This is a genomic window from Pedobacter jejuensis, assembly GCF_003725795.1.
In the GTDB taxonomy this organism is placed as follows: Bacteria; Bacteroidota; Bacteroidia; order Sphingobacteriales; family Sphingobacteriaceae; genus Pedobacter; species Pedobacter jejuensis.
On sequence record NZ_RBEE01000003.1, the window covers coordinates 1 to 21,264 of the forward strand.

General features: G+C 40.8%; 19 protein-coding genes. 2 read left to right on the top strand and 17 right to left on the bottom strand.

Annotated features, from left to right (window positions below):
• Positions 1 to 868: 868 nt before the first annotated feature.
• Complete coding sequence (locus tag D7004_RS20535) at positions 869 to 1,021, top strand: hypothetical protein (RefSeq protein ID WP_167459374.1); 153 nt, start codon at positions 869 to 871, stop codon at positions 1,019 to 1,021.
• 112 nt (positions 1,022 to 1,133) lie between these two features.
• Here D7004_RS20535 and D7004_RS01980 read toward each other — a convergent pair whose 3' ends face one another.
• The 9 genes from D7004_RS01980 to D7004_RS02020 all read right to left on the bottom strand — a co-directional run bounded on the left by D7004_RS01980 (position 1,134) and on the right by D7004_RS02020 (position 12,352).
• Positions 1,134 to 1,796 (bottom strand): sensor histidine kinase, encoded by a 663-nt coding sequence (locus D7004_RS01980; RefSeq protein WP_341867658.1) that lies wholly within the window; start codon positions 1,794 to 1,796, stop codon positions 1,134 to 1,136.
• Between the two features lie 23 nt (positions 1,797 to 1,819).
• Positions 1,820 to 4,672 (bottom strand): chemotaxis protein CheB, encoded by a 2,853-nt coding sequence (locus D7004_RS01985; RefSeq protein ID WP_123204203.1) that lies wholly within the window; start codon positions 4,670 to 4,672, stop codon positions 1,820 to 1,822.
• A 136-nt stretch (positions 4,673 to 4,808) separates the two neighbouring features.
• A complete protein-coding gene (locus D7004_RS01990) occupies positions 4,809 to 5,579 on the bottom strand; it encodes a YoaK family protein (RefSeq protein ID WP_123204204.1) in 771 nt (256 codons plus the stop codon).
• A gap of 22 nt (positions 5,580 to 5,601) precedes the next feature.
• Positions 5,602 to 6,411: a DUF6544 family protein gene (locus D7004_RS01995; protein ID WP_148042736.1), complete on the bottom strand. Its 810-nt coding sequence runs from the start codon at positions 6,409 to 6,411 to the stop codon at positions 5,602 to 5,604.
• A gap of 4 nt (positions 6,412 to 6,415) precedes the next feature.
• Complete coding sequence (locus D7004_RS02000; protein ID WP_123204206.1) at positions 6,416 to 7,162, bottom strand: succinate dehydrogenase/fumarate reductase iron-sulfur subunit; 747 nt, start codon at positions 7,160 to 7,162, stop codon at positions 6,416 to 6,418.
• Positions 7,163 to 7,186: 24 nt separating this feature from the next.
• Positions 7,187 to 9,097 carry a fumarate reductase/succinate dehydrogenase flavoprotein subunit gene (locus tag D7004_RS02005; RefSeq protein ID WP_208646773.1) on the bottom strand — a complete coding sequence of 637 codons (1,911 nt, stop codon included), beginning with the start codon at positions 9,095 to 9,097 and terminating at the stop codon, positions 7,187 to 7,189.
• Positions 9,094 to 9,762, bottom strand: coding sequence for a succinate dehydrogenase cytochrome b subunit (locus D7004_RS02010; RefSeq protein ID WP_123204208.1), 669 nt, complete (start codon positions 9,760 to 9,762; stop codon positions 9,094 to 9,096). The genes D7004_RS02005 and D7004_RS02010 overlap by 4 nt, the downstream gene beginning before the upstream one ends.
• A gap of 34 nt (positions 9,763 to 9,796) precedes the next feature.
• A complete protein-coding gene (locus tag D7004_RS02015) occupies positions 9,797 to 11,227 on the bottom strand; it encodes an anion permease (RefSeq protein WP_123204209.1) in 1,431 nt (476 codons plus the stop codon).
• A gap of 9 nt (positions 11,228 to 11,236) precedes the next feature.
• Positions 11,237 to 12,352 (bottom strand): porin, encoded by a 1,116-nt coding sequence (locus D7004_RS02020; protein ID WP_123204210.1) that lies wholly within the window; start codon positions 12,350 to 12,352, stop codon positions 11,237 to 11,239.
• 205 nt (positions 12,353 to 12,557) lie between these two features.
• Between D7004_RS02020 and D7004_RS02025 the strand changes: the two genes are divergently transcribed.
• The gene (locus D7004_RS02025) at positions 12,558 to 12,953 is read left to right on the top strand and encodes a tautomerase family protein (RefSeq protein WP_123204211.1); all 396 of its coding nucleotides are present in this window, start codon (positions 12,558 to 12,560) and stop codon (positions 12,951 to 12,953) included.
• 16 nt (positions 12,954 to 12,969) lie between these two features.
• Here the strand turns inward: D7004_RS02025 and D7004_RS02030 are convergent, their stop codons facing one another.
• The 8 genes from D7004_RS02030 to D7004_RS02070 all read right to left on the bottom strand — a co-directional run bounded on the left by D7004_RS02030 (position 12,970) and on the right by D7004_RS02070 (position 21,185).
• A complete protein-coding gene (locus D7004_RS02030; protein WP_123204212.1) occupies positions 12,970 to 14,472 on the bottom strand; it encodes a L,D-transpeptidase scaffold domain-containing protein in 1,503 nt (500 codons plus the stop codon).
• 108 nt (positions 14,473 to 14,580) lie between these two features.
• On the bottom strand, positions 14,581 to 14,997 hold the full coding sequence (locus D7004_RS02035) for a hypothetical protein (RefSeq protein WP_123204213.1): 417 nt from the start codon (positions 14,995 to 14,997) through the stop codon (positions 14,581 to 14,583).
• A gap of 24 nt (positions 14,998 to 15,021) precedes the next feature.
• Positions 15,022 to 15,846: a hypothetical protein gene (locus tag D7004_RS02040; protein ID WP_123204214.1), complete on the bottom strand. Its 825-nt coding sequence runs from the start codon at positions 15,844 to 15,846 to the stop codon at positions 15,022 to 15,024.
• A 279-nt stretch (positions 15,847 to 16,125) separates the two neighbouring features.
• On the bottom strand, positions 16,126 to 17,769 hold the full coding sequence (locus D7004_RS02045; protein WP_244214220.1) for a cation-translocating P-type ATPase: 1,644 nt from the start codon (positions 17,767 to 17,769) through the stop codon (positions 16,126 to 16,128).
• A 33-nt stretch (positions 17,770 to 17,802) separates the two neighbouring features.
• On the bottom strand, positions 17,803 to 18,627 hold the full coding sequence (locus D7004_RS20930; protein ID WP_244214221.1) for an HAD-IC family P-type ATPase: 825 nt from the start codon (positions 18,625 to 18,627) through the stop codon (positions 17,803 to 17,805).
• A gap of 416 nt (positions 18,628 to 19,043) precedes the next feature.
• Positions 19,044 to 19,694, bottom strand: coding sequence for a BON domain-containing protein (locus D7004_RS02055; protein WP_123204321.1), 651 nt, complete (start codon positions 19,692 to 19,694; stop codon positions 19,044 to 19,046).
• Between the two features lie 319 nt (positions 19,695 to 20,013).
• Positions 20,014 to 20,262, bottom strand: a complete 249-nt coding sequence (locus tag D7004_RS02065) for a hypothetical protein (protein WP_123204217.1) — start codon at positions 20,260 to 20,262, stop codon at positions 20,014 to 20,016.
• A gap of 47 nt (positions 20,263 to 20,309) precedes the next feature.
• A complete protein-coding gene (locus D7004_RS02070) occupies positions 20,310 to 21,185 on the bottom strand; it encodes a universal stress protein (RefSeq protein ID WP_123204218.1) in 876 nt (291 codons plus the stop codon).
• Positions 21,186 to 21,264 lie beyond the last annotated feature (79 nt).

Below are 21,264 nucleotides of genomic sequence, written 5' to 3' on the forward strand. Positions count from 1 at the left end.
AAATTTATTGGTATATGCACTATCGCCATCAGTTAAGGAACAAACCCGCCCCACGTCCCCGGGTTTTGTTATTTTTATCCTAAATCATTTGATACCCCAAAGAGATATTTTTAACCTTCGATTAGTAATTTTTCTTCACATGATTAATAAGCTATTTTTTTGTAGTTTACGTCACCCTGCACTTATCTTTGCAGGAAAGATGCTGAAATAAATTCAGCAAGACGTGGCGTGTATGCAATACGGTGATAAAACACCAAAATATTAAGTTTAAGAATTGAATTCAGGTTACAAAGATTTCTTGGCTACGCTCGAAATGACGCTGTGTATTCCCGTCTCGATTGGAGCGCAGCGGAACAGAGAGATCTTTGACCAATAGTTTTGCTAATTGTAAACTTGAGTTCGATTATTAATTTTTCTTCACATGATTAATAACCTGCTTTTTATTAGTTTACGTCACCCTGAATTTATTTCAGGGACTTCTTTGCAAGAAAGATGCTGAAATAAATTCAGCAAGACGTGGCGTTTAGGCAATACAGTGATAAAACAGCAAAATATTAAGTTTAAGAATGGAACTCATGTTTTGACAACCTGCTTTTTTTTTGTTAACGTCACCCTTAATTTATTTCAGGGTCTTCTTTGCAGGTAAGATGCTGAAATAAATTCAGCAAGACGTGGCATACAAGCAAATTTGATACCATCAAAGCAAAATCGACAGGCAACAAAAAGATACACTTATTAGTACCAATCGGACACTAATCTGACATTTACAATATTGATGCACGATTCAGCTTCACCACGCTACCCTTGAGTGTAAAAATAAGCAGGCTTGAATATTGTATAGCATATACCGGAAACTAAAATTTACGATATGGAAACTTCTTTAAATCAATCGAATATGCTCAGCACTGAAATAAAAGTTTATCGGGCATTTGCGGGAAAACCGCAGATAAAAAAAATAATGTTTTCCAACTTAATCACTTCTTTTTTGAACAGTTATCAAAAAGCCCGCAAAAAAATATAAGAATGTTCAATAGGCAATAAGATTTTAAACCAAAATCTTATTACTTCAAAGCATACGTCAGACATATTTACGTTTAAAGGCCGCGCTACATATTGTTTTTGAACAATATGTTTTAAACTTGTTTTAAAGGCAAACTAAAAGAAAACCTGGAGCCTTTCCCCAATTCACTTTCCATCCAGATCTTTACATTGTGCAATTTTACTAGCTCAGCTGAAAGGTTTAGTCCAAGGCCAAATCCCGACACTTTACGTGTCTGTATGTTATCAGCCCGGTAATATCTATCAAAAAGTTTTTTTTGGTCTTCTTCTTTAATGCCTGCGCCATGATCTTTCACACTAATGCTTACCGTTTTCTTATACGCTCTAAAAGAGATTTCGATAGTTGTTTCTGCTGGTGAATACTTTGCAGCATTGGAAGTAAGGTTATTGATTACCTGGCCAATTTTATCCCGGTCGGCCGTAATTATACAGTCGGCATGGAATATCAACTGAATATCATGATCGAGTACATTTACTTTTAAATCAGCTATTGTTTCCCGAAGCAAATCGTTTAATTCGGAAGCCTCAGTATTTAAAAAGACCTTACCTGCATCAAAACTTGAGGTATTCAAAAAACCGTTTATTAGGCCAGACATCTTTTTAACCTGCAGGTTTACTTTTCCAAGAGAAGTATTTAAGCATTCATCACCGCTATTTTTAGTTCTGGATTCCATCAACTGAATGTATCCCTTAATCGTAGTCAGCGGATTTCTTAGTTCATGACTTGCGATAGCAATAAATCATTTTTTCTAATCTAATCTTATTTATGAATCGTCACATCGTTTAACAATCCGGCAAAATACATAGGCTTATTCTTATCATTATAAACAAGGTTGCCGATAGATCGCACCCACATTGGCGTATCATCAGGAGAAAGGATTAACGGATACTCAATATCCATTTTTTCGCCCGTGCTGATGCTGTGCTCAACCCCGTCGGTAAATAGTTTCCTGTATTCTGGTCCGACTCTGGAAACAGCATCCTGATAAGACATATCCTGCTCAGGCTCGTATCCAAAAAACTTTTTCATGCGCAAGGAAGGCGTAAAAACCCTGGTATTGACATCGATAGAATACATACCCATTTCTGCAGCGTCCAGCGCCATAGCCAGCGTCCTGTTGCTTACATCAAGTTCATGCTGAGCTTTTTTTAGCTGTGTAACATCATTAAAGGTTACAATGGCACCGCTGTTTTTATGGTCAGATTGCTGCAAGTAGGGCATGGTCATCACCTGGTACCATTTCCCATTATTGGTTTCGATTTCCTTGGTAATAATATCCCCGTCTTTGAGTACTCGTTTAATGTCTTCGATAATGGTTTCAAATTTGATATTGGTGGTGATATTGCTCAAAGGTCTGCCAATATCGGTTTCCAGCAGATTGATCTGCTTTACCGTACCCGGAGAAAACTTCATCAGTAGCAAATCGTTATTGATAAAGAGTTGCCCGTTAATATTACTTCTGAAATAATTATTCAGGTCATCATTAATATCCAGAAGTTCTTTATTCTTGAGCTGGTATTCAGAATTTATGGTATCAAGTTCTTCATTAACCGATTGCATTTCCTCATTTGTACTCTGCATTTCCTCATTAGCAGATATCATCTCCTCATTAAAAGACTGCATGTTCTCGTTTGATGCATCGAGCTGCTCATAGGTAGATTTAAGCTTTTCCTTCAAATCCTTAAGTTCTTCTTCAAGATTTAAGGTATACTCATCATGATATAGTTTTTCATTAAAATCCATACCTTCCGCCTCCAATTCGGCAAAAGATTTATCTTCTGTAAAAGTGACCATGATCAGTTTTTGTTCATCTCCTTTCACTTCCATCGGGGTTAGGCTCAGGTTAACACGCATAAAAGAATCACCTTGTTTTATCTTTATCCGGTTCAGAGAAGCTTTTTTTCCCGTTTTGATTACATTGTTGCTCATGGTATGAAAAACCATAGCCAGTTTCTTGGGCAGCAGTTTTTCCAGGTTTGTAGTGAAATGTTTTGCAAGCAGGAATTTAGTTGTGCTTCCATAAGATTTGATCACATTTTTGTGTTCATCTATGCAAAGGGCAAGATAGTCCAGGTCTTCAGCAAGGTTTATCTGCATCATCTCTGATAGCGTGCTGCTGGTATCACTATTCATTCCTTCGCTGGAAGCAAAAGCTGGCCTGTGTTTGACTTCCAAAGTATCGGGCATCGAAAAGGCATCGAAGCTAAACATACGCTTGGATTTGATGTTACGATATATTTTATACTGCTTACTAACCACTTCAAGGTTCTGAATGATCGGCATAGGATTCTCGCTCGAGCCTAAGAAAAGATAGCCATCCATTTTAAGCCCAAAAAGGAGCATTGAAAAAACTTTTCGCTGTAAAACCGGAGCCATATAGATTAAAAGATTGCGACAACTGATGAAGTGCATATTGCAATAAGGAGGGTTTTTGACCAGGTCATGCTGAGCAAAAATAGCCATCTTACGGAGCGACGGCTTAATGCGATATTGCGCTCCTTCTTTTATAAAAAATTTTTTCAACCTATCTGCACTAACGTTTTTTACCGTATCAGCCTGATAAATTCCTTTACCTGCATGAATTAGCGCCGCACTGTCGATATCGGTTGCAAAAATCTTGACCACCGTGAAAGCAAGCTCTCCGGTAAGCTGTTCTGCAATAAGCATCGCCAGCGAGTAAACCTCTTCCCCGGTTGCGCATCCAGCCACCCAGAACTTAAGCTCTTCGCCCGATACCAGCTTTTTAAGTATTCGGGGTATTACATTCTTCTGTATATAGTCAAAAGCTTCTTTATCCCTGAAAAAGGCGGTAACACTAATTAGAAAATCCTTAGAAAGTGCTTCGATTTCTTCAGGGGAATTTTTTAAAAAATCATAATACTGAGAAAGGGTAGCAAAATCATGGTAGGCAGCCCTACGCTTAGTTCTTCTTAAAATAGTCGTCGGCTTGTAGTCCGAAAAATCAAGTGGGGAGCGCTGTTTAATCAGGTCGATTATCATCACGAGGTTTTTATCATCATCCTTAGTATTATTCTTGGATTCTCCCTGGTAATTCACATAGTCCTCTATTGCACCAGGCATAGAGGCTGGCTCCAGTATAAAATCGACCATTCCTGTGGCAATGGCCTTATAGGGCATGCTTGGAAAAGAAGAGGTTTCGGGATTTCTGGCCATCACCATACCACCAGCTTTCTTGACGGCAATCAGTCCCTCAGCGCCATCATTTCCCAATCCAGATAATACCACTACAATAGCTTTATTCCCGCAATCAAGAGCGAGTGAACTAAAAAATGTATTTATGGTTAGATGGGGGCTTTTTGTTTTCTGTTTATCACGCAAGTAAAGATGACCCTTATTGATGGTCATAAATTTATCGTGAGGAATAAGGTAAACCCGGTTGGTTTCAACAAGAATCCCTTCGGTTGCCTCCTCCACAGAAAGCTTGCTATGTTTGGCAAGCACTTCAGCCATCCTGCTTTTAAAGTCTGCCGAGAGGTGCTGCACCACAATATAGGATACACCATCCAGCGGAGTATGGTCGAAAAAGGTATTGATTTCTTCAAGACCTCCGGCGGATGCACCGATGGCTATTATATATTCAGGGTCTTTCATTGTATTTACGGTAATCCTTATTAGGTAAAATCAATCGTGTCGATTGGCAAAACAGCACTGGTTGTACTGGTTAAAAAGAAAGGTGAAAAGAAAAATATGTGATTAAAGGTAAGTATTAATACCCGGCAAAAGCTATTTATGCAATTTCCTTCCCTTTAGCTCCCCCTAACAGACTATTATCTTTTCTACGGTATCGAAAATTAGAGTAATATCTTTTGATATTTAAACGGAATACATCATATAGCAGCGTAAAACAGAGTACCATTGCCGGAAGTAGAAACGATCTATAACTAATAAAGGTAAAAAGATATGCGCCCGATAGCGCACCAAGCATAAAAAACAGAATAATGGAAATCCTGAGTTTAATCTTGGAAATCAGCACACTTTGCGCTGCATAATTATCCGTTCTGAGCTGGGCAAGCTCTATCCCCAAATCAGTAAAAGTGCGGGTTAGATGCGTGGTACGAACAACGGAACCTGAAATGACAGACACCAGTGCATTCTGCATACCCATCGCTAAGAGGAGGCTACCTGCAAAAAAGCTGCCTGACAAACCCCATTGTTTTATTGATGGCGAAAAAGAGCAAAAAAGCAGGATGAAGGTTTCTAAAACAATAGGAATGGCAAATGAGAATCTTCCGTTATGGCCTATTTTGGTTACAATCAAACTGCTAGAAAAAGCTCCGGCAAGAAAAAGTATCATCCAGATTGCGACACGCCTTGCCATTACCCAGTCTTGCCGGGCAATGCCCTCTGCAAAAAGCGCTGCATGGCCGGTAACATTTGTAGTTAGTGCAGAAAAGCCCAGAAAACCTGCTGCATTTACAAAACCGGCAGTAAGACTTAAGAGCACAGCCAGTTTCAGGTTGTGGGCATAAGTTCTTTTTACTCCGAAATGCCTCAGCATGGGTTAATTTTTTTTACATCCATCAATAACGCAATGCCATATCATATTCTATTTCCTGAACTTCAAACCTTGCGTAGGGAATCATTTTCCCATCTATTTTCCAGCTGGCCTCTGCCAAAAGTGGAATGCTAACTGAATTTATTTCGCTATATCCTGAAAGGCTAATCATCCAGGTTTCAAGTTTTTCTCCCATATATCTTTTGGTTGAAAGCGTTGTTATTTCTCCTTTATCATGGAAGGATACAAGATAGCTTAAGTCTAGTCCATCTACCTTTACCTTGAGCCTGGCAGTTTTTGAATCGACTGGAAACCAATGCTTATTTTCGTCTTGAAGAAAGTTCGTCGGAAACCAAACGCTCTCTGCAAGCCACCGCAACAGCTCGCCCTGATCAAACTTTTCTCCCCTACCGTTAACAATCTTTAGTGCATCAAGCAGAAAAACCTCCAGCATTCCCTTGGTTCCTATGTACATATCTCTTGCACTAAATAGTTTAGTACTGCCTTTCCAGATAAATCCGGGCGGTAAAGTGGTAAAATACTGCTCACCTTTAATCGTTATCCATGGCTTATCCAGACCAGTTTTGAATTGGCCTCCATGCTTCAGCCGAATTGTTCCGGGATAATGCTGACCTTCTTTAAGCACTAATCTGAAATATTTTTCTACCGGCGAGGGAAGCCCGGAAAGCTGATCAAAGCTAAAAATCTTTGGTGCAGATTTATCCCGTAGCGCAAACATCCTGTTAAGCTGCCTGTTAAAACGCCAATTGGATAGCAGCACCAAAAAGGCGTAAAGAACTAAAAGGGCAATCACTAGATAAGCTGAGAGAATCATTTCATTATTTTTTTAGTAAGAGTGCTTTATTGTATTCATAATTCATCCGCCCGATGTGCAGAACTGATATTTCCTGTGGGCATTCTACCTCACAAGCTTCTGTATTGGAGCAATGTCCAAAACCTTCAGCATCCATCTGGCCAACCATTTTAATCACGCGGTCGGCAGATTCGAGCTTTCCTTGTGGCAATAGCACCAAATGAGAAATCTTGGCCGAGGTAAAGAGCGCCGCACTCGAATTTTTGCAGGTAGCCACGCAGGCACCGCAGCCGATACAGGCTGCTGCATCAAATGCCGCCTCCGTCACTTCGTGAGCAATTGGGATGCTGTTTGATTCTGGCGCCTGGCCTGTAGATGCTGAAATATAACCACCTGACTGGATGATATGATCAAAAGCCGATCGGTCAATTTTTAAATCCCTCAATACCGGAAAAGCCGTAGCACGGAAAGGCTCGATATAAACAGTTTCTCCATCTTTAAAACCTCTCATATGCAACTGGCAGGTTGTTGTTCCAGTGAGCGGTCCATGTGCCCTTCCGTTGATCATCATGCCGCATGCGCCACAGATGCCTTCCCTGCAATCGTGGTCAAATTCGATAACCCTTTCCCCTTTGCCAATCAATCTTTCATTCAGTAAATCAAGCATCTCCAGAAAAGACATGTGGGCGGAAATGCCATCAACTTCGTAGTTCACCATATTCCCTTTTGATTCCTTGTGCTCCTGACGCCAGACTTTCAGATATAATTTCATAATAATAAATTTCTATGTGATTAACTATTTGTAACTTCTAACGGTAAGCTGCACGGTCTCAAAAACCAATGGTTCCTTGTGCAGTTCAGGCTCCGCTCCTTCGCCTTTCCATTCCCATGCAGACACATAGCAGAAATCCTTATCATTACGAACGGCTTCGCCATCGCTTGTCTGGTATTCTTCACGGAAATGTGCTCCACAGGATTCTTCACGTTGCAGCGCATCATGACACATCAGTTCGCCGAGTTCCAGAAAATCAGAAACCCGTCCTGCCTTTTCAAGTTCAGAATTTACCCCCTCATCTCCGGTTATTTTCAGTTCGTGATCAAAAGATTTTTTGAGTGCCCGGATTTCCACAATGGCCTCCTGTAAACTTTCTCTCGTTCGGGAAAGTCCGCATTTATTATAAAGCAACCTGCCGAGTGTTTTATGGAAATGATCGGCAGACAAATGGCCCTTGAGGTTTAAGAACCTACTAAGCTGTTCTCTTACAGAATCTTCTGCTTCGGCAAAAGACGGATGATCGGTAGTAACCTTTTCTGCTTTAAGTTCGCCCGAGAGATAATTAGGAATGGTGTATGGTGCAATAAAGTAACCATCTACGCAGGATTGAAGTAGCGAATTTGCCCCCAGCCTGTTGGCGCCGTGATCTGAAAAGTTGGCCTCGCCCAAGGCAAAAAGCCCCGGAATGGTTGTCATCAAGTCATAATCTACCCAAAGCCCGCCCATGGTAAAGTGCGCAGCAGGAGAAATCAGCATCGGTTCCTTGTAGGCATCAACTCCGTTAATCTTATCGTACATCCGGAACAGGTTGCCGTATTTCTCTTCGATCTTATCTCTTCCCTGTTCCTTTATTGCCTTTGAAAAATCAAGGCATACCGCATTCTTCATTGGCCCAACGCCACAACCGGCATCAATTCTTTCCTTTGCTGCACGTGAGGAGATATCCCTTGGAGAAAGGTTACCGAAAGTAGGATAACGTCTTTCCAGATAATAATCTCTTTCCTCTTCGGGTATTTCATTTGGCACCCGCTCATCCCCTGATTTTTTGGGCACCCAGATCCGTCCGTCGTTACGGAGGGATTCGGACATCAGCGTGAGTTTTGATTGGGTTTCGCCAATCTGCGGCAAACAGGTTGGGTGGAACTGGATCCAGCTGACTCCCGATAGGAAAGCACCTTTCTTGTGCGCCCTCCAAATTGCAGAACTGTTGCAGCCCATGGCAAGGGTAGAAAGATAATATACCTTTCCATAGCCGCCTGTGGCGAGTACAACAGCATTAGCCGCATGGCGTTCAATTTCTCCTGTTTCCAGGTTACGGGCAATAATGCCACGGGCCTTTCCATCGACTAAAACCAGTTCTAGCATTTCGTGGCGGGTATAAGTTTTCACCTTTCCTGCAGACACCTGTCTCATAAGCGCCTGATAGGCACCGATCATCAGCTGTTGACCGGTCTGTCCACGGGCATAAAAAGTACGCGACACCTGCACGCCACCAAAAGATCGATTATTTAAATATCCTCCGTATTCTCTTGCGAAGGGAACACCTTGTGCTACAGCTTGATCAATTAAAGCAAGTGAGCATTCTGCCAATCGATAAACATTGGCTTCCCGGGAGCGAAAATCGCCACCCTTAATCGTATCATAAAACATTCGGTAAACGCTATCCCCATCATTTTTATAATTCTTCGCTGCATTTACCCCTCCCTGTGCAGCAACCGAATGTGCCCTCCGGGCAGAATCCTGAAAACAAAAAGATTTTACGTTATAACCTTGCTCGGCCAGCGTTGCTGCACACGATGAGCCAGCTAGTCCCGTTCCCACCACAATGATATCAAGCTTTTTACGGTTGGCAGGGTTTATAAGTTTTGAGCTGTCCTTGTAATTGTTCCATTTATCGGCGAGATCGCCGACAGGAATTTTAGCGTCCATCATAATGCGTTTAGATTAAAATAAATATAAATGGGTATTAACATAAAGCCCAGTGTGATTGCTAAAGAATAGACCCACCCAAACACGCGAACTGCACCTGAATATTTGGGATGGTAAAGACCAAGTGTTCTTGATGCGCTGAAAAATCCATGTAAAAGATGAAAGCCAAGCGCAATGAACGAAAGCTCATAAATGATGATGTACCAGCCTTGCTGAAATGAAGTGATCACAATCGAATACAGATCTTTGTTACCTTTTGCATCCAAAGGCAAATGGCCAAACTTATACACATACCAGTAATCTTTAAAATGGATAATCAGAAAAATTAGGATAATGGTACCTAAGATTCCCATGTTTCGGCTGTTCCATGCACTAACCTGACTACGTTTATCGTAAACATATTTGCTACCATTCGCCGCAATATTTTTCCTTGTGATGATTAGCGCATAAACCGCATGCCCTATAAGTGAGAGATACAGGATGTAGGAAATAATTTTGATTAGGATATTTCCCGAAAGCAGATGGGAATACCAGTTAAACTGTTCCCGCGCTTCAGATTCAGGCAACAAGAGCTGCAGGTTTCCCAGCAGATGAATCACCAGAAAGAAGCAGAGGAAAAGCCCCGTTGCGGCCATCATTAGTTTATATGTTAACGTAGCTTGTTTCATATTATCAATTTAAATAGATGAACATTTAAGTTTCCTACCAAAGTCCGATGACTTTCCACCATAACCCGCCTACCAGAAACCAAACGAGCAAGAAAAGCACACTCATAAAAAAGCCTTGTTTCCACCAGTCCTTTAGATCGACATAGGTGCTTCCAAAAAATATCGGCGCCGGACCGTGTCCGTAATGTGTTAAAGACCCCATCAATGAAGCGCAGGCTCCAAGAAATATTGCAAGCATAGTTCCGGGAACACCAACAGCAATACCTACGGCTAAAAACACCGAGTACATGGCCGCAACCTGTGCGGTTGCGCTGGCAAACATATAGTGGCAATAAGAATAAACAAGGATGATGAGCGGAAAAGCAAGTTGCCAGCTCAAATGCGCCATCTGTCCGCCCACCAGATTGCCAAACCAACCGATAAAGCCCAATGAATTTAAAAAGGATCCCATCATTACCAGGGAAGAAAACCATACGATGGTATCCCATGCCCCTTTTTCTGATTTCACATCTTCCCAGGTCAGCACGCCACATAACAGCAGGATACAAAGGCCAATTAATGCGCCCGTAGTGGCATCAATAGAAAACAGGTTACCAAAAATCCAGAGTATAAGTAAAATGAAAAATGTTGCGACCATAAGCCATTCTTTGATCGTCATCGGTCCCATTTCTTTCAACTGCTTGGCTGCGATGGCAGGTGCTTCTTTGGTTTCTTTCAGCTCAGGTGGAAATACCTTATATAGAAATATTGGAACAAGCAAGAAGCAAACTAACCCTGGAGCGAGTGCCGCAATGGCCCAACTTCCCCAGGTAATGGTTACGCCAAGATCTTTTGCAAATTTTTGTGCCATCGGGTTACTGGCTGTTGCAGTAAGGAACATAACCGAGGTTATCATATTCGCGTTGTAACTGCTTAAAGTAAGAAATGCTCCAATTTTACGGTGGGTTTCTGCCTTCTCGGGAAGAGAACCCATATTCACCGCAATAGATTTCATGATGGGAAAGATTACACCTCCTGCCCTTGCTGTATTGCTGGGAATTGCCGGAGCTAAAATAAGATCGGCTGTATTTAATCCATACGCCAGGCCAAGCGGACTTTTACCGAAAATTTTAATAAAACTATAGGCAATCCTGGTTCCAAGACCGGTTTTAATAAATCCCCGTGCAATGAAAAAGGCTAGTCCGATAAGCCAAATGGTTGAATTACCAAAACCACTTAATGCATTTAGTATTGATTTTGTCGGATCGCCGGGTGCTAAAACCTGTGTGGCGGCACAAAGTGTGATACCGATAATAGCCATTGTACCCATTGTTGCGGCTTTGGAAATAATTCCTACGATAGTGGCTATAAAAATAGCGAGCAAATGCCATGCGTTGGGTTTCACCCCATCGGGCACAGGAATAAACCAGATGGCCACACCTACCACAAGGGTGATGATGAGCGATTTAAAATTGATCTCTTTCATATTATTGTTTTAAAAGCGTATTTGTAATTGAACATAGCCCAGGCTGTGATTGTAGGTCGTACTTAATGGCACCTGGTTTTTAAACCTGTCTATCGCAACGCCAACCTGAACCGCGGCATAAAAATCATCAGCAAAAATTAAGGAGACGTTGGGAATTAGGGTCTGACGGGGATTGCTATCGAGCTTATAGTTTTCATCAAAATATTCATATCTGCAAGAGAATTCTATTGCACGCAGCCTTCGGCTTTCGTGATTGTAGCGCAGTGTCGGGAAGAAATAAAATCCCTGCATCTGGTATTCAATTATATCCGGACGGGTGAGCTGCTTATCCGAGTTATAGGCTAAAAAATTTGCTCCTGTTTTGTATTCAGCCATTAAAAGCAGGTCAAATTTCTTGGTTAAAGATATTTTAGCCGTTGCATCCGCACCATAAGCTTTACCAATGCTGCTGGATGCCAAACTACCCGAACCTGCATTGATGCCAATGGTAAAGTCTTTTAAAAAATCAGCTTCCAGCCTGCCATAAAGATTTTTGGTGTTGTTATCATCCGAAGACTGGTTCTTGTTATTTCCATTGTAAGCACCTGCAAAATAGCGTACTTTGCCTCCAGGGATAACATTGCCCAAAACGGAAATCCCGGTTTGAAAACTCTGCCATCCGTTTTTCCCAAAGGCATAATACTGATTGGAAAAATCAAGAGTACGAATGATGTCGACCGCCATAGCATCCTCTATACCAAAAAATGGACGAAACTGCCCTGCCTGAATATGAAAATATTCATTGAGGGAGTATTTAATGTAGGCGTTTTCAAGTACTTTGTTGGTCGGGTCGCTATTAAACTCAGCAAGGTTGGCCAAAATGTTCGCTGAAAAATGATCATTGATATCACCTTTCACCATCACCCTGGCCCGTTTTACCAGAAAAGTATTTGATATGGCTTTTGAGCTTCCTGGATCGAAGTTCTTACCATTAATGTCAGCATTCTTATTCAGAGCAATTACATACCTGGTTTGCAGAACGCCAGCAAAAGAAAGTTTTCTTTTGTAGGCAGAATAGTTTTTAAGGGTATCACTCAGTCTTGTCCGATCCTTTTGTTGCGCCCCGCTCACAAATGGACTGATCATGAAGATTATTACAAGTAAGTTGAAGTATTTCACGATGTGTTTTTTTTGTTGTTAATGTGCTGTAAAGGTGCGCAAGGCTAGGTAGCTCAACCATGACCGCTATCAAGAGATGAGGTGATGTCGATCAGTAGCCATCAAACACATTTAAGGCTATCTTGTGAAAAGTGATAACCAATTCAGGTCTATCCGTATCAAATAACTATTTATGCCCTATCTTCAGTTGGAAGTAATCAGAAACTACCCTTATGCAACCAAAAAATTATTGGCGAAAAGAATCGGCGAGGTCTATTCGAAAGTAATGAAAGCAGATCAAAACTGCATAACCGTAAGTATCCGTGAACTAGGAGAAGGCGCTATTTGGCGCTGCGGAGATGGAGAGCCTATGCCAGCAGCAATTATGATGTGCGATATTAGAAAAGGAAGGGATGCACATGTAAGAACAGAACTTTTCAGGGCCCTTATTGATATGTGCAATGAGGTGCTAGGGCTGGAAACCGGGCAGCTTAATATCGAATTTACCCAGCACAACGGCGATGAAATGTATCACCAGCGGCTGGGAAGTTTTAGTGCAGAATGGAATGAGGACGAGGGATCGCTATGACCAATCCCTTAAAGGCTTATCGCCTGGAGCTGATTTTCTTATCTGATGCAAGCAGCTTTTCGTACCCATACATGGCCATTTCCAGCGATCTGTCTTGCGCATAGATATCCCTATAAATAACAAGCTGACTATCGACCATTTCACAGGTCAGGTAAGTTATTTTTATCGGAACGGATTTGTTTAGCTTAAAATCTGTGGTTTTATCATTTGCAATTGAAGCAAGAAGTGATGATTTTTTATTGGAAGCCCCATCCTGAATCAAAAGCAATCCGGCAAGTTTTTCTGCCTGATCAATCTGGATACAGCCCGTACTCAAGGCCCTTTGCGCTGAGCGTGCTAATTTAGGTAAGGGCATGCCGTGGAGATATATACCTGCGTCACCTGAAAAACGGAAAAGCACTTTACCCATTGTATTACCACAACCCTCGGATTGCCTTGAATAATAGCCTTTTGACTGCGATTTTATCTGCTGGAGTTTCTTCGCCGTGATTTCCACCAACTTACCCTTTGCATTATATATGGCATAATGGTTATTGTCCAGATAGTCAGTGTTTTTTATTGCTCCTGGCAGAACTTCACTTATAAATGCTTTAGCACTTACCCTTCGGTCTGGCACAGCGGTAATATCCGTCAGCATACTTTCAAATATTGGCGTAGGCGAAGATGGTTTTCCCACAATAATATTAAAAACATATACCGAGTCTTTTAGCTTCATTTTGGCGCTAAATGCAGGAATATTGATGATTAAACTTGGGGTTTGGCTGGCAGAAAGCCATCTTAAACGTTCCATATTTATCGTCATTTTCTTAACACTTTCCTCTGGGAATTCATAGCTGTCCTCCAGATACTGGCCGCGTACAAGATGAAGATATTTTTGCAGGTCATCATATTCTTTTGAAGAGGGCTGTACTGAGGCAATTTCATTATAGAAATCTTTGCTTTCCATTAAAGACAGTAATCTGAGCTCAGCACTAAAATCCCCATAACCGCCTTCGTCAATTCTGGAAGGGGGCAGCGTGGTGTTGAATTTTCCGTAGTGCAGATGGTTCATAAAGGTAATCATGGCATCGGTCATCAGCACATCGAATATTGCCCGCTGGCCGCCACCAAGCATATCGGGCGCCTCTGATAAGGCTGTAACCTGCTCGTAAATAAGCTCACTGGGATGAAAATCCTGGCGTTTAAGACCGAACTGGGAAACGCAATCCAGGATCATCATCGCCGGAGCAAGTTGCCTGTTGTGGTTTTGCTTTTCCACCCAGGCCAGTTTATAACCTTTTTCTTTGTAAAAGCGCTCTACAGACTTCGGATAATTTAGTGTACCCTGGCAGGCTAAAAGCTGCGCTTTGGTCTGCTCGGAAATAAAAGCATTTTGTTTTTCTCCCTCCTTAGTAAAAGTAATTGCAGGATTCTGCGCCAGTACGTTAAAGGAGATATGTGCAAGAAGGCAGATCATCCATATGATGAAAACGGTTCTATAGCTTTTTGAAAGCTGCTTGGTTCTAAAGATATTTTTCATCTGTTTATTTATTGTTTTTAATGGTGATGAAGCTTTCAGGATTTTTTGTAAACTTTAATGGGTTCAGTGTTCAACTACTTAGCAGAAGAAAAAAAGCCGTCGATGAATTTATGCTATTTCTTGCCGAGCTTTTATAACTTGCTGTATCAGTAAAAAAAGTTCTTTTTTCAAGGTTCTGTAAGCCGTTGTGAGATGAGTCATCTCATGTTCCATTTGCTCATGTTTAACTGACAGGAATTCGCCGCGGTCAAATACCAAATCTTCGGTCTGCCCTTCCAAATCTTTAAGATGCTCGATAAGGTGGATGTCTGCACTATACTTATCCTTTTCAAGCTGAAGTAGTTTAGCGCCTACGCTTTTTAGTGCTTCAAAATATTCAGGACCCGAAAGGCGGATAAAATGGTCATCTAAAAGGTGGTGCAGGAAAACGATTTCGATTTTAAAAAAATCTACGTCGGATGCCCAGTGCCGGGCTATAGCATGATATTGACGATACTCTGCAGAGGTGCTGTTTATGGTATTCATATTAGATTATTTTAGTAGAAAGGGTTAAAATGGAAAGATTAGCAATGGCACAGGCTTATAGCGTGCACATTTGTCTTTAAAATATTGTTTGGTTAGGGTATTAAAATGAAAATGCTGATTAACCATAACCAACAGGTCGGCCTGCATACCACTTACCATAATTTCCAGGGTGTTCAGTTCATCGTTTTTTTCCAGCATATTCAGGAACAGTTTTGAGTAACCTACATTCAGGCTCACTTCCTGGTTAAAAATATTCTCCGCCTCTTTCATTGCAATTTCGGGAAGTCCGCTTGCGGAGCTGTGTGCAATTACAAGATTGGCCTTCCAGCATCCTGCAAGTCTAACCAGAAACCTGACGGTTTCAATTCCGCAGAAACGTAGGTCGGTTAGATAGACCAGTCGGGTAAATTCATTTTCTGACCATGAAGATGGAACGAGCAGTAAGGGAACCTGAAGCTGATCCAGCAAAGTATTGATCGCTAAATTCACATTAAGCAGTGCCTGAGGAAGAAATTCATCCATTCCCTTTACAACCATATAAATATCATTTCTTATGGAAAGCAGAAAAAGTCCTTTTCTATCCACTTCAACCTCCTGAATCAGCGGACTGAAGCCGGGATGCAGTTTTTTTCTCCTGAGCAGCTTTTTCATCAAAGGCGTATGGATAGGTTCTGCGATGGTTTCGTCATGAGAACTTCCTGCCCATCCGTAATCCCGCGAATCAAGCTTTAACTCCATACTGGTTGCAATAATGATATTCATATGCAAGCGCTGGGCAAGTACAAGTGCAAATCCCGCAGCATGTTCTGCTTCCTGACTATGATCGTTGATGACAAGTATCGTTTTCATTTGAAATATTTTAAGCTATCTGCTGAGCATAAATATCTGCATATACTTTAGCAGCCTAAATGATGGCAATCATGTTATAGATTGTTTATCGTCACCAAAGCAGAACTGATATTATAGAGAGGCATTAGTTTCATTTATCACGAAACTTCAAATGTTTACAACAAGATGCAAACTGGATCGAAAACCCAATTCCTAATGTAAATTTTAGCGGATTGGTCAATGAAAATTTGACCTGACGATATTTCACCAAGGCCAAGTAAATTATATGTCAGTAGAAATCTATTTTTTTGAAACTTTCAATCTGTTAAAGAACTTTAAGCCTTCTAACCAGATAACAGCAATAAAACCTGCGATAAAACAAAGCGAGAACTGTTTTAAGTTCAAAGGAGAAAAGCCAAAGAAAAGGCTGACCGGAGTAATATAGATCATGATTAAAGTAAGGGAAAGCGTGATGGTGATAACAATGGGAACCAGATTATTTTTATATTGTATGGTTTCGACAATTGAGTAAAAGAAAGACCGATTGACCAAGGTGAGAAAGATATTTGATACCACAAGAACGCTGAAGGTCATGGTTCGGACGACACTTTCATTAAAATTGCATGCAATGGCATATCTATATATTAGTAATGCAGCAAGGGCTATACAAATGCCCTGTATAATACTAAGCAGTAACTCTTTAATATTAAAAAACGTATCTGCAGGCAACCTTGGTTTTCGAGACATTGCGTTTTTTTCCATGGGTTCATTTTCATAAATGATTGAACAGGTAGGCCCCATGATAAGCTCAAGAAATATAATGTGAATTGGAGAAAAAAGGTTTGGATAACGCCAGCCAAATGCCAGAGGAATAAAAACACAGAGGATAATGGGAATGTGTATTGAAATGATGTATTGGATTTCCTTTTTTAAATTGGCATAAATTCTTCTTCCCATAGCTACGGCATCAACCATTTTGGAAAGATCATCTTCCGGCAGAATCAAAGAGGCGGCTTGCTTGGCAATTTCAGTTCCCTTTTTTCCCATTGCGATCCCAATGTTTGCGGCCTTAAGTGCCGGTCCATCATTAACGCCATCACCGGTCATGGCTACAATTTCGCCGTTGGCTTTAAGCGCATTAATGATTCTAAGCTTAGCTTCGGGGAACATCCTGGTAAAAACCTGTATCTCTTTAACCTGTCTTTGAAGCTCTAAATCGCTCAGCTTCATCAGCTCATCACCATTCATGCCTTTTCCTGCTCCCTTTAATCCAATTTCCCGGGCTATAAAACCAGTGGTCTGGGCATTATCACCGGTTATGATTTTAACAACTATCCCTGCCTGATAAAAATCTTTCATCACCGAACGGATATTCTTCTTAGGTGGGTCGTTAAAGGCGATAAGCCCGCTAAAAACCATAGGTAATTCCTGCTGCGTTTTTGGAAAGTCTAAACCCCGAAAATCTACAGAAGCAACGCCCAGAACACGATACCCGTTTGAGGATAAAGTTTCGACTGCTTTCAAAACTTCCGTCTTTTCATCCTTTGTGAGATGGCATACCTCAATGATGGCTTCGGGGGCACCTTTAGCTGCAACCACCCTATTGCCGTTTTTATCTTCAAGAATATGGGTCATCATTGGAGGCTTTCCGCTTAATGGATACTCATGCCGCATTGAAAATCTGGTTCTTTTATCGTTGGTACAATACTTAATATATTTTTCAACAATGGAAATTTCCATGGGGTCGAATGGAATGGGTTCGCTTGCCCACATCGCTGTTTCAATCAGCAAAAGTAGTTCTGTATCCGGAGTACCATTAAGATCGGTAAACTTCCCTGACTGCGGCAAATAAGCACGATCGAGACTCATGCGGTTTTCTGTTAATGTGCCTGTTTTATCGGTACATATTACCGTTGCACTTCCCAGGGTCTCAACGGTTTTCATCTGTTTAACGATAATGCCCAACTTCATCAGCCGCTAGGCACCAAGTGCCATAAAGCTAGTGAAGGCCACGGGGATTTCTTCGGGAATAATACTCATGGCCAAGGTGAGGGATTTAAGCAAACTGTCGAGAAACAGAGGGCTATGTATAAAATTGATAATCCAAACCATCAGAAATACAATGCCGCCGACAATTACCATTTTTCTGACAAAACTATTGACCTGCAGTTCAAGTGGTGTCTTTTGTTCTTTTATCATCGAGAGGCTCGTACCTATCTTTCCAAGACGTGTTTCTAATCCGATGGCAGTTACAGTTGCAATTGCAAGCCCTGTTATAGCAGTAGTTCCTCTATAAACGCCCCTATCTGCAGATTCAGTATTCTTAAAAACGGGCAATGACTCTCCGGTTAGCAGGGATTCGTTTACAGAGAAATCGTTGGCATGGAAGATTATGCCATCAGCAGGAATGGACGAACCTTCCTCAATGAGCATGCTGTCTCCAACAACAAGAGATTCAGTCTGGATATCGCTCACTAAACCCTTTCGAATGACTTTGCAGCTTGGCTTATTATATGATTGGAGTTTGCTCAGAGCATTTCGGCTCCTGGAATCTTGAAACAAAGTAATCAGGCAAAGAAACAATATGGAGATTGATAAGAATATGCCGTTTGAAAAATCTCCGCTAAGGAAGTATATGGAGGAAGCTATTAAAAGAATAATGATCATAGGCTCTTTTAAGAGCTTTAGCAGTACAGAAAAAATACCGCCTTCTGAATCACAAGTTAAAATATTTAGGCCATATTTTTCCCGCGATTCTTTGATCTGTACATCTGATAGACCTTCCGCTCCAAAATTGTTCATAGCCATCTGTAATTAATAATTCAATCAGTTTATTTTTTAGAATGCTTGAATATGCACCCAATAAAATGGAACAGCGGTTGGTAAGGCCAAAGGGTTAATTGCTTTGAAAGTTCAATTAAGAGATAACGCGTGGCTATCCAGTTCAAAACAACAAACCTTGTGTGGAGGTAAATCCTGGCAAGGTCAAAAGAATGATTTTCTGGCTTATCTTTTTCAAATGGTTGCATGGTTTATAAACCTAAGAGTTCAATTATATCTTTCACATTATTAATAAGCTGTCTTTTTTTAGTTAACGTCACCCTGAATTTATTTCAGGGTCTTGCTTGCAGGAAAGATGCTGAAATAAATTCAGCATGACGTGTCGTACAAGCAATACGGCTGTAAAACAGCAAATTCATTAAGTTTAATAATCGAGCTCAAGTTATAAGCAATTCGTTATGAACATTCCACACGCCCGGTGCATTCCAGGCAATACGTTCGGCCACATCCTTTTGATAAATTGATTTTACTTTTCCGCTCAGGGTCACCCTGTTGCCGAACACATTGACCAGGATATGATGATCATCGATTGCCCAGTTCCGATGCAGTGCATTTTCAATGGCTACCTTTTCTACATCATCTGCAGTATCTGATCTTACCTGTATTATATTGGTTAAGTTTTTTACCCCTTTAAGCCCTTCAACTAATTTTTGTATATCCCCTTTAAGGGTGTACCATTTCACTTCTCCCTCAATAGTAACCAAACCATTCTCAACCTTTATTATGATTTTGTTTACGGGAATTTCGGGGTTTAGCTTTAGTGCTTTAAGGATTTCCCCGGCCAAATCGAGGTCTGTTTTCTTTTCCAAGCTGCCAAAATCAACTTCAATCTTCTCTATAATAGCCTTAACACCTACAACAGTTTTTGCTGCATGTTCCGCTCTGGCTTTCTTCGCATAGCTATCTACTGTACCAGTTAAGGTAACGATTCCCTCCTGAGCAATTACGCCAATCTCCGCAGCATGAAGTAAGGGTTCCCACTTAATTGCCTCAAGTACATCAAGCTGTAATTTTTCGTTGTGTCTCATTTTTATAATTTTTAAAATGTGTGGATTAAACCTGACAGACTTCATCATGATGGTACCATTTTATCACGTTCCAAGATTTTTTTATTCCGTTCATATTCTTTAAGATCTATAGCACCTTTGGCAAAGCGTTCCTGAAGAATATGTATTGCAGACCGCTTTCTATTGCGCTGTCCAGGAATATCATAAGGCACCAGAAATATCCAGACTAAAATAGCGAACCAGAAGATCCACCACAAGAAATCCATTCCGAGGAAATTATTTGTAAAGAACATATTTGATTTTATTAAAGGATTAATTCTTTTTCTAACTCGTACAATTGTTAACCTACCTCACTGTTTTCCAGCAGTATTCCCATTTCACTTACCACCCATTCAGAAAGGCTATCACCATTATTCCTGCTTAAGGCTGCTACTTTTTTAAACATTGTAGTCCTTTCTAATAAATTCTTATTTTTCCAGATTCTGAACTTCTCTTCTATTCTAGAAAGTTGTTCCAGATATTCCGATTCAGTCAAAGAGCCATCATCATTAATACAATGCTCTAAATTAAAGGCTGTGTGTAAGTCCATTTTATGATTATTTCACCTGGTGGTGGGGATAATTTGATTGATTAATTTTAGGCGATATGTTCAGCTTCCGGTATGGCCTTAAAGATCAGCATGGGAAAATCAAGGTCTTTTGCTAGTCTTTGCGTAAGGCTCCCATTTAAAAGTCTGCTGAGAAAACTTTTCTCACGATGAACCATCACCAGTAAATCCATTTTAGATTTATCCATAAGTTTATTTAGGCCTGCCAATTCACTTTCTTCATTCATCCGAACATAATGAATACCAGGATAACCCAAATCACTATTAAATTCGAACACCATAGCCTTGGTTTTTTCTGATATATCGCTGGCTATGGTTTGGGGCGTTGAAATGTGGGCTATAAAAATCTCAGCCTTGTATGCCCCTGCTATTGGAACGAGTGTTTTTAAAAAAGCACTATCGCCATGGGGATCGCTGAAATCAGAAGCAAAATAGATATTTTTAAACGGCGAAATCTTGGTTTTTGACGGAACGAGTAAAAGCGGAACACTTAACGAATCAATCATATTCCGGGTGTGGTTTAAAAGAAAAATACTTCCAAATTCATCTTCATGTGTTCCCATAACCACAAAATCAATCAGCTGATCAGCAACCAAACTCTCTACAACATCCTGAAGATAACCAGACTGGTGTACGACACCTATCTGCGGTTTTTTATCATGAGATTGGTCTGTTTTTTTGAGATGGTCCTTTAATTTTTCAAGTTCGCTTACACTTCCTTCTTCCAATATTGCGGCGTCATCCATTGGCCAAACAACAAGTCCGGCCTGTGGCATCTCTGCAGGTACTATTATTGCGTTGCAAAGAATAATGTTGGCATCTATTTTTTTGGCCATCGCATAAGCGTATTCTGCTGTATGTTTTGCATGGGTGGAGAAATCGGTTAGTACCAGTAAATTTTTCATTAATTTATATTTTAATAATATGAATGAATTATGTTTTTCTTAGGATAAAATTGGCCAAAATATAAATCCCCTACACTGA

Excerpts from the sequence above, each read along its gene's own strand:
- D7004_RS20535 (WP_167459374.1), top strand. The coding sequence starts at position 869 with ATGGAAACTTCTTTAAATCAATCGAATATGCTCAGCACTGAAATAAAA.
- D7004_RS01985 (WP_123204203.1), bottom strand. The coding sequence starts at position 4,672 with ATGAAAGACCCTGAATATATAATAGCCATCGGTGCATCCGCCGGAGGT.
- D7004_RS01990 (WP_123204204.1), bottom strand. The coding sequence starts at position 5,579 with ATGCTGAGGCATTTCGGAGTAAAAAGAACTTATGCCCACAACCTGAAA.
- D7004_RS01995 (WP_148042736.1), bottom strand. The coding sequence starts at position 6,411 with ATGATTCTCTCAGCTTATCTAGTGATTGCCCTTTTAGTTCTTTACGCC.
- D7004_RS02000 (WP_123204206.1), bottom strand. The coding sequence starts at position 7,162 with ATGAAATTATATCTGAAAGTCTGGCGTCAGGAGCACAAGGAATCAAAA.
- D7004_RS02005 (WP_208646773.1), bottom strand. The coding sequence starts at position 9,097 with ATGATGGACGCTAAAATTCCTGTCGGCGATCTCGCCGATAAATGGAAC.
- D7004_RS02010 (WP_123204208.1), bottom strand. The coding sequence starts at position 9,762 with ATGAAACAAGCTACGTTAACATATAAACTAATGATGGCCGCAACGGGG.
- D7004_RS02015 (WP_123204209.1), bottom strand. The coding sequence starts at position 11,227 with ATGAAAGAGATCAATTTTAAATCGCTCATCATCACCCTTGTGGTAGGT.
- D7004_RS02020 (WP_123204210.1), bottom strand. The coding sequence starts at position 12,352 with ATGATCAGTCCATTTGTGAGCGGGGCGCAACAAAAGGATCGGACAAGA.
- D7004_RS02025 (WP_123204211.1), top strand. The coding sequence starts at position 12,558 with ATGCCCTATCTTCAGTTGGAAGTAATCAGAAACTACCCTTATGCAACC.
- D7004_RS02030 (WP_123204212.1), bottom strand. The coding sequence starts at position 14,472 with ATGAAAAATATCTTTAGAACCAAGCAGCTTTCAAAAAGCTATAGAACC.
- D7004_RS02035 (WP_123204213.1), bottom strand. The coding sequence starts at position 14,997 with ATGAATACCATAAACAGCACCTCTGCAGAGTATCGTCAATATCATGCT.
- D7004_RS02040 (WP_123204214.1), bottom strand. The coding sequence starts at position 15,846 with ATGAAAACGATACTTGTCATCAACGATCATAGTCAGGAAGCAGAACAT.
- D7004_RS02045 (WP_244214220.1), bottom strand. The coding sequence starts at position 17,769 with ATGAAAACCGTTGAGACCCTGGGAAGTGCAACGGTAATATGTACCGAT.
- D7004_RS20930 (WP_244214221.1), bottom strand. The coding sequence starts at position 18,627 with ATGAACAATTTTGGAGCGGAAGGTCTATCAGATGTACAGATCAAAGAA.
- D7004_RS02055 (WP_123204321.1), bottom strand. The coding sequence starts at position 19,694 with ATGAGACACAACGAAAAATTACAGCTTGATGTACTTGAGGCAATTAAG.
- D7004_RS02065 (WP_123204217.1), bottom strand. The coding sequence starts at position 20,262 with ATGGACTTACACACAGCCTTTAATTTAGAGCATTGTATTAATGATGAT.
- D7004_RS02070 (WP_123204218.1), bottom strand. The coding sequence starts at position 21,185 with ATGAAAAATTTACTGGTACTAACCGATTTCTCCACCCATGCAAAACAT.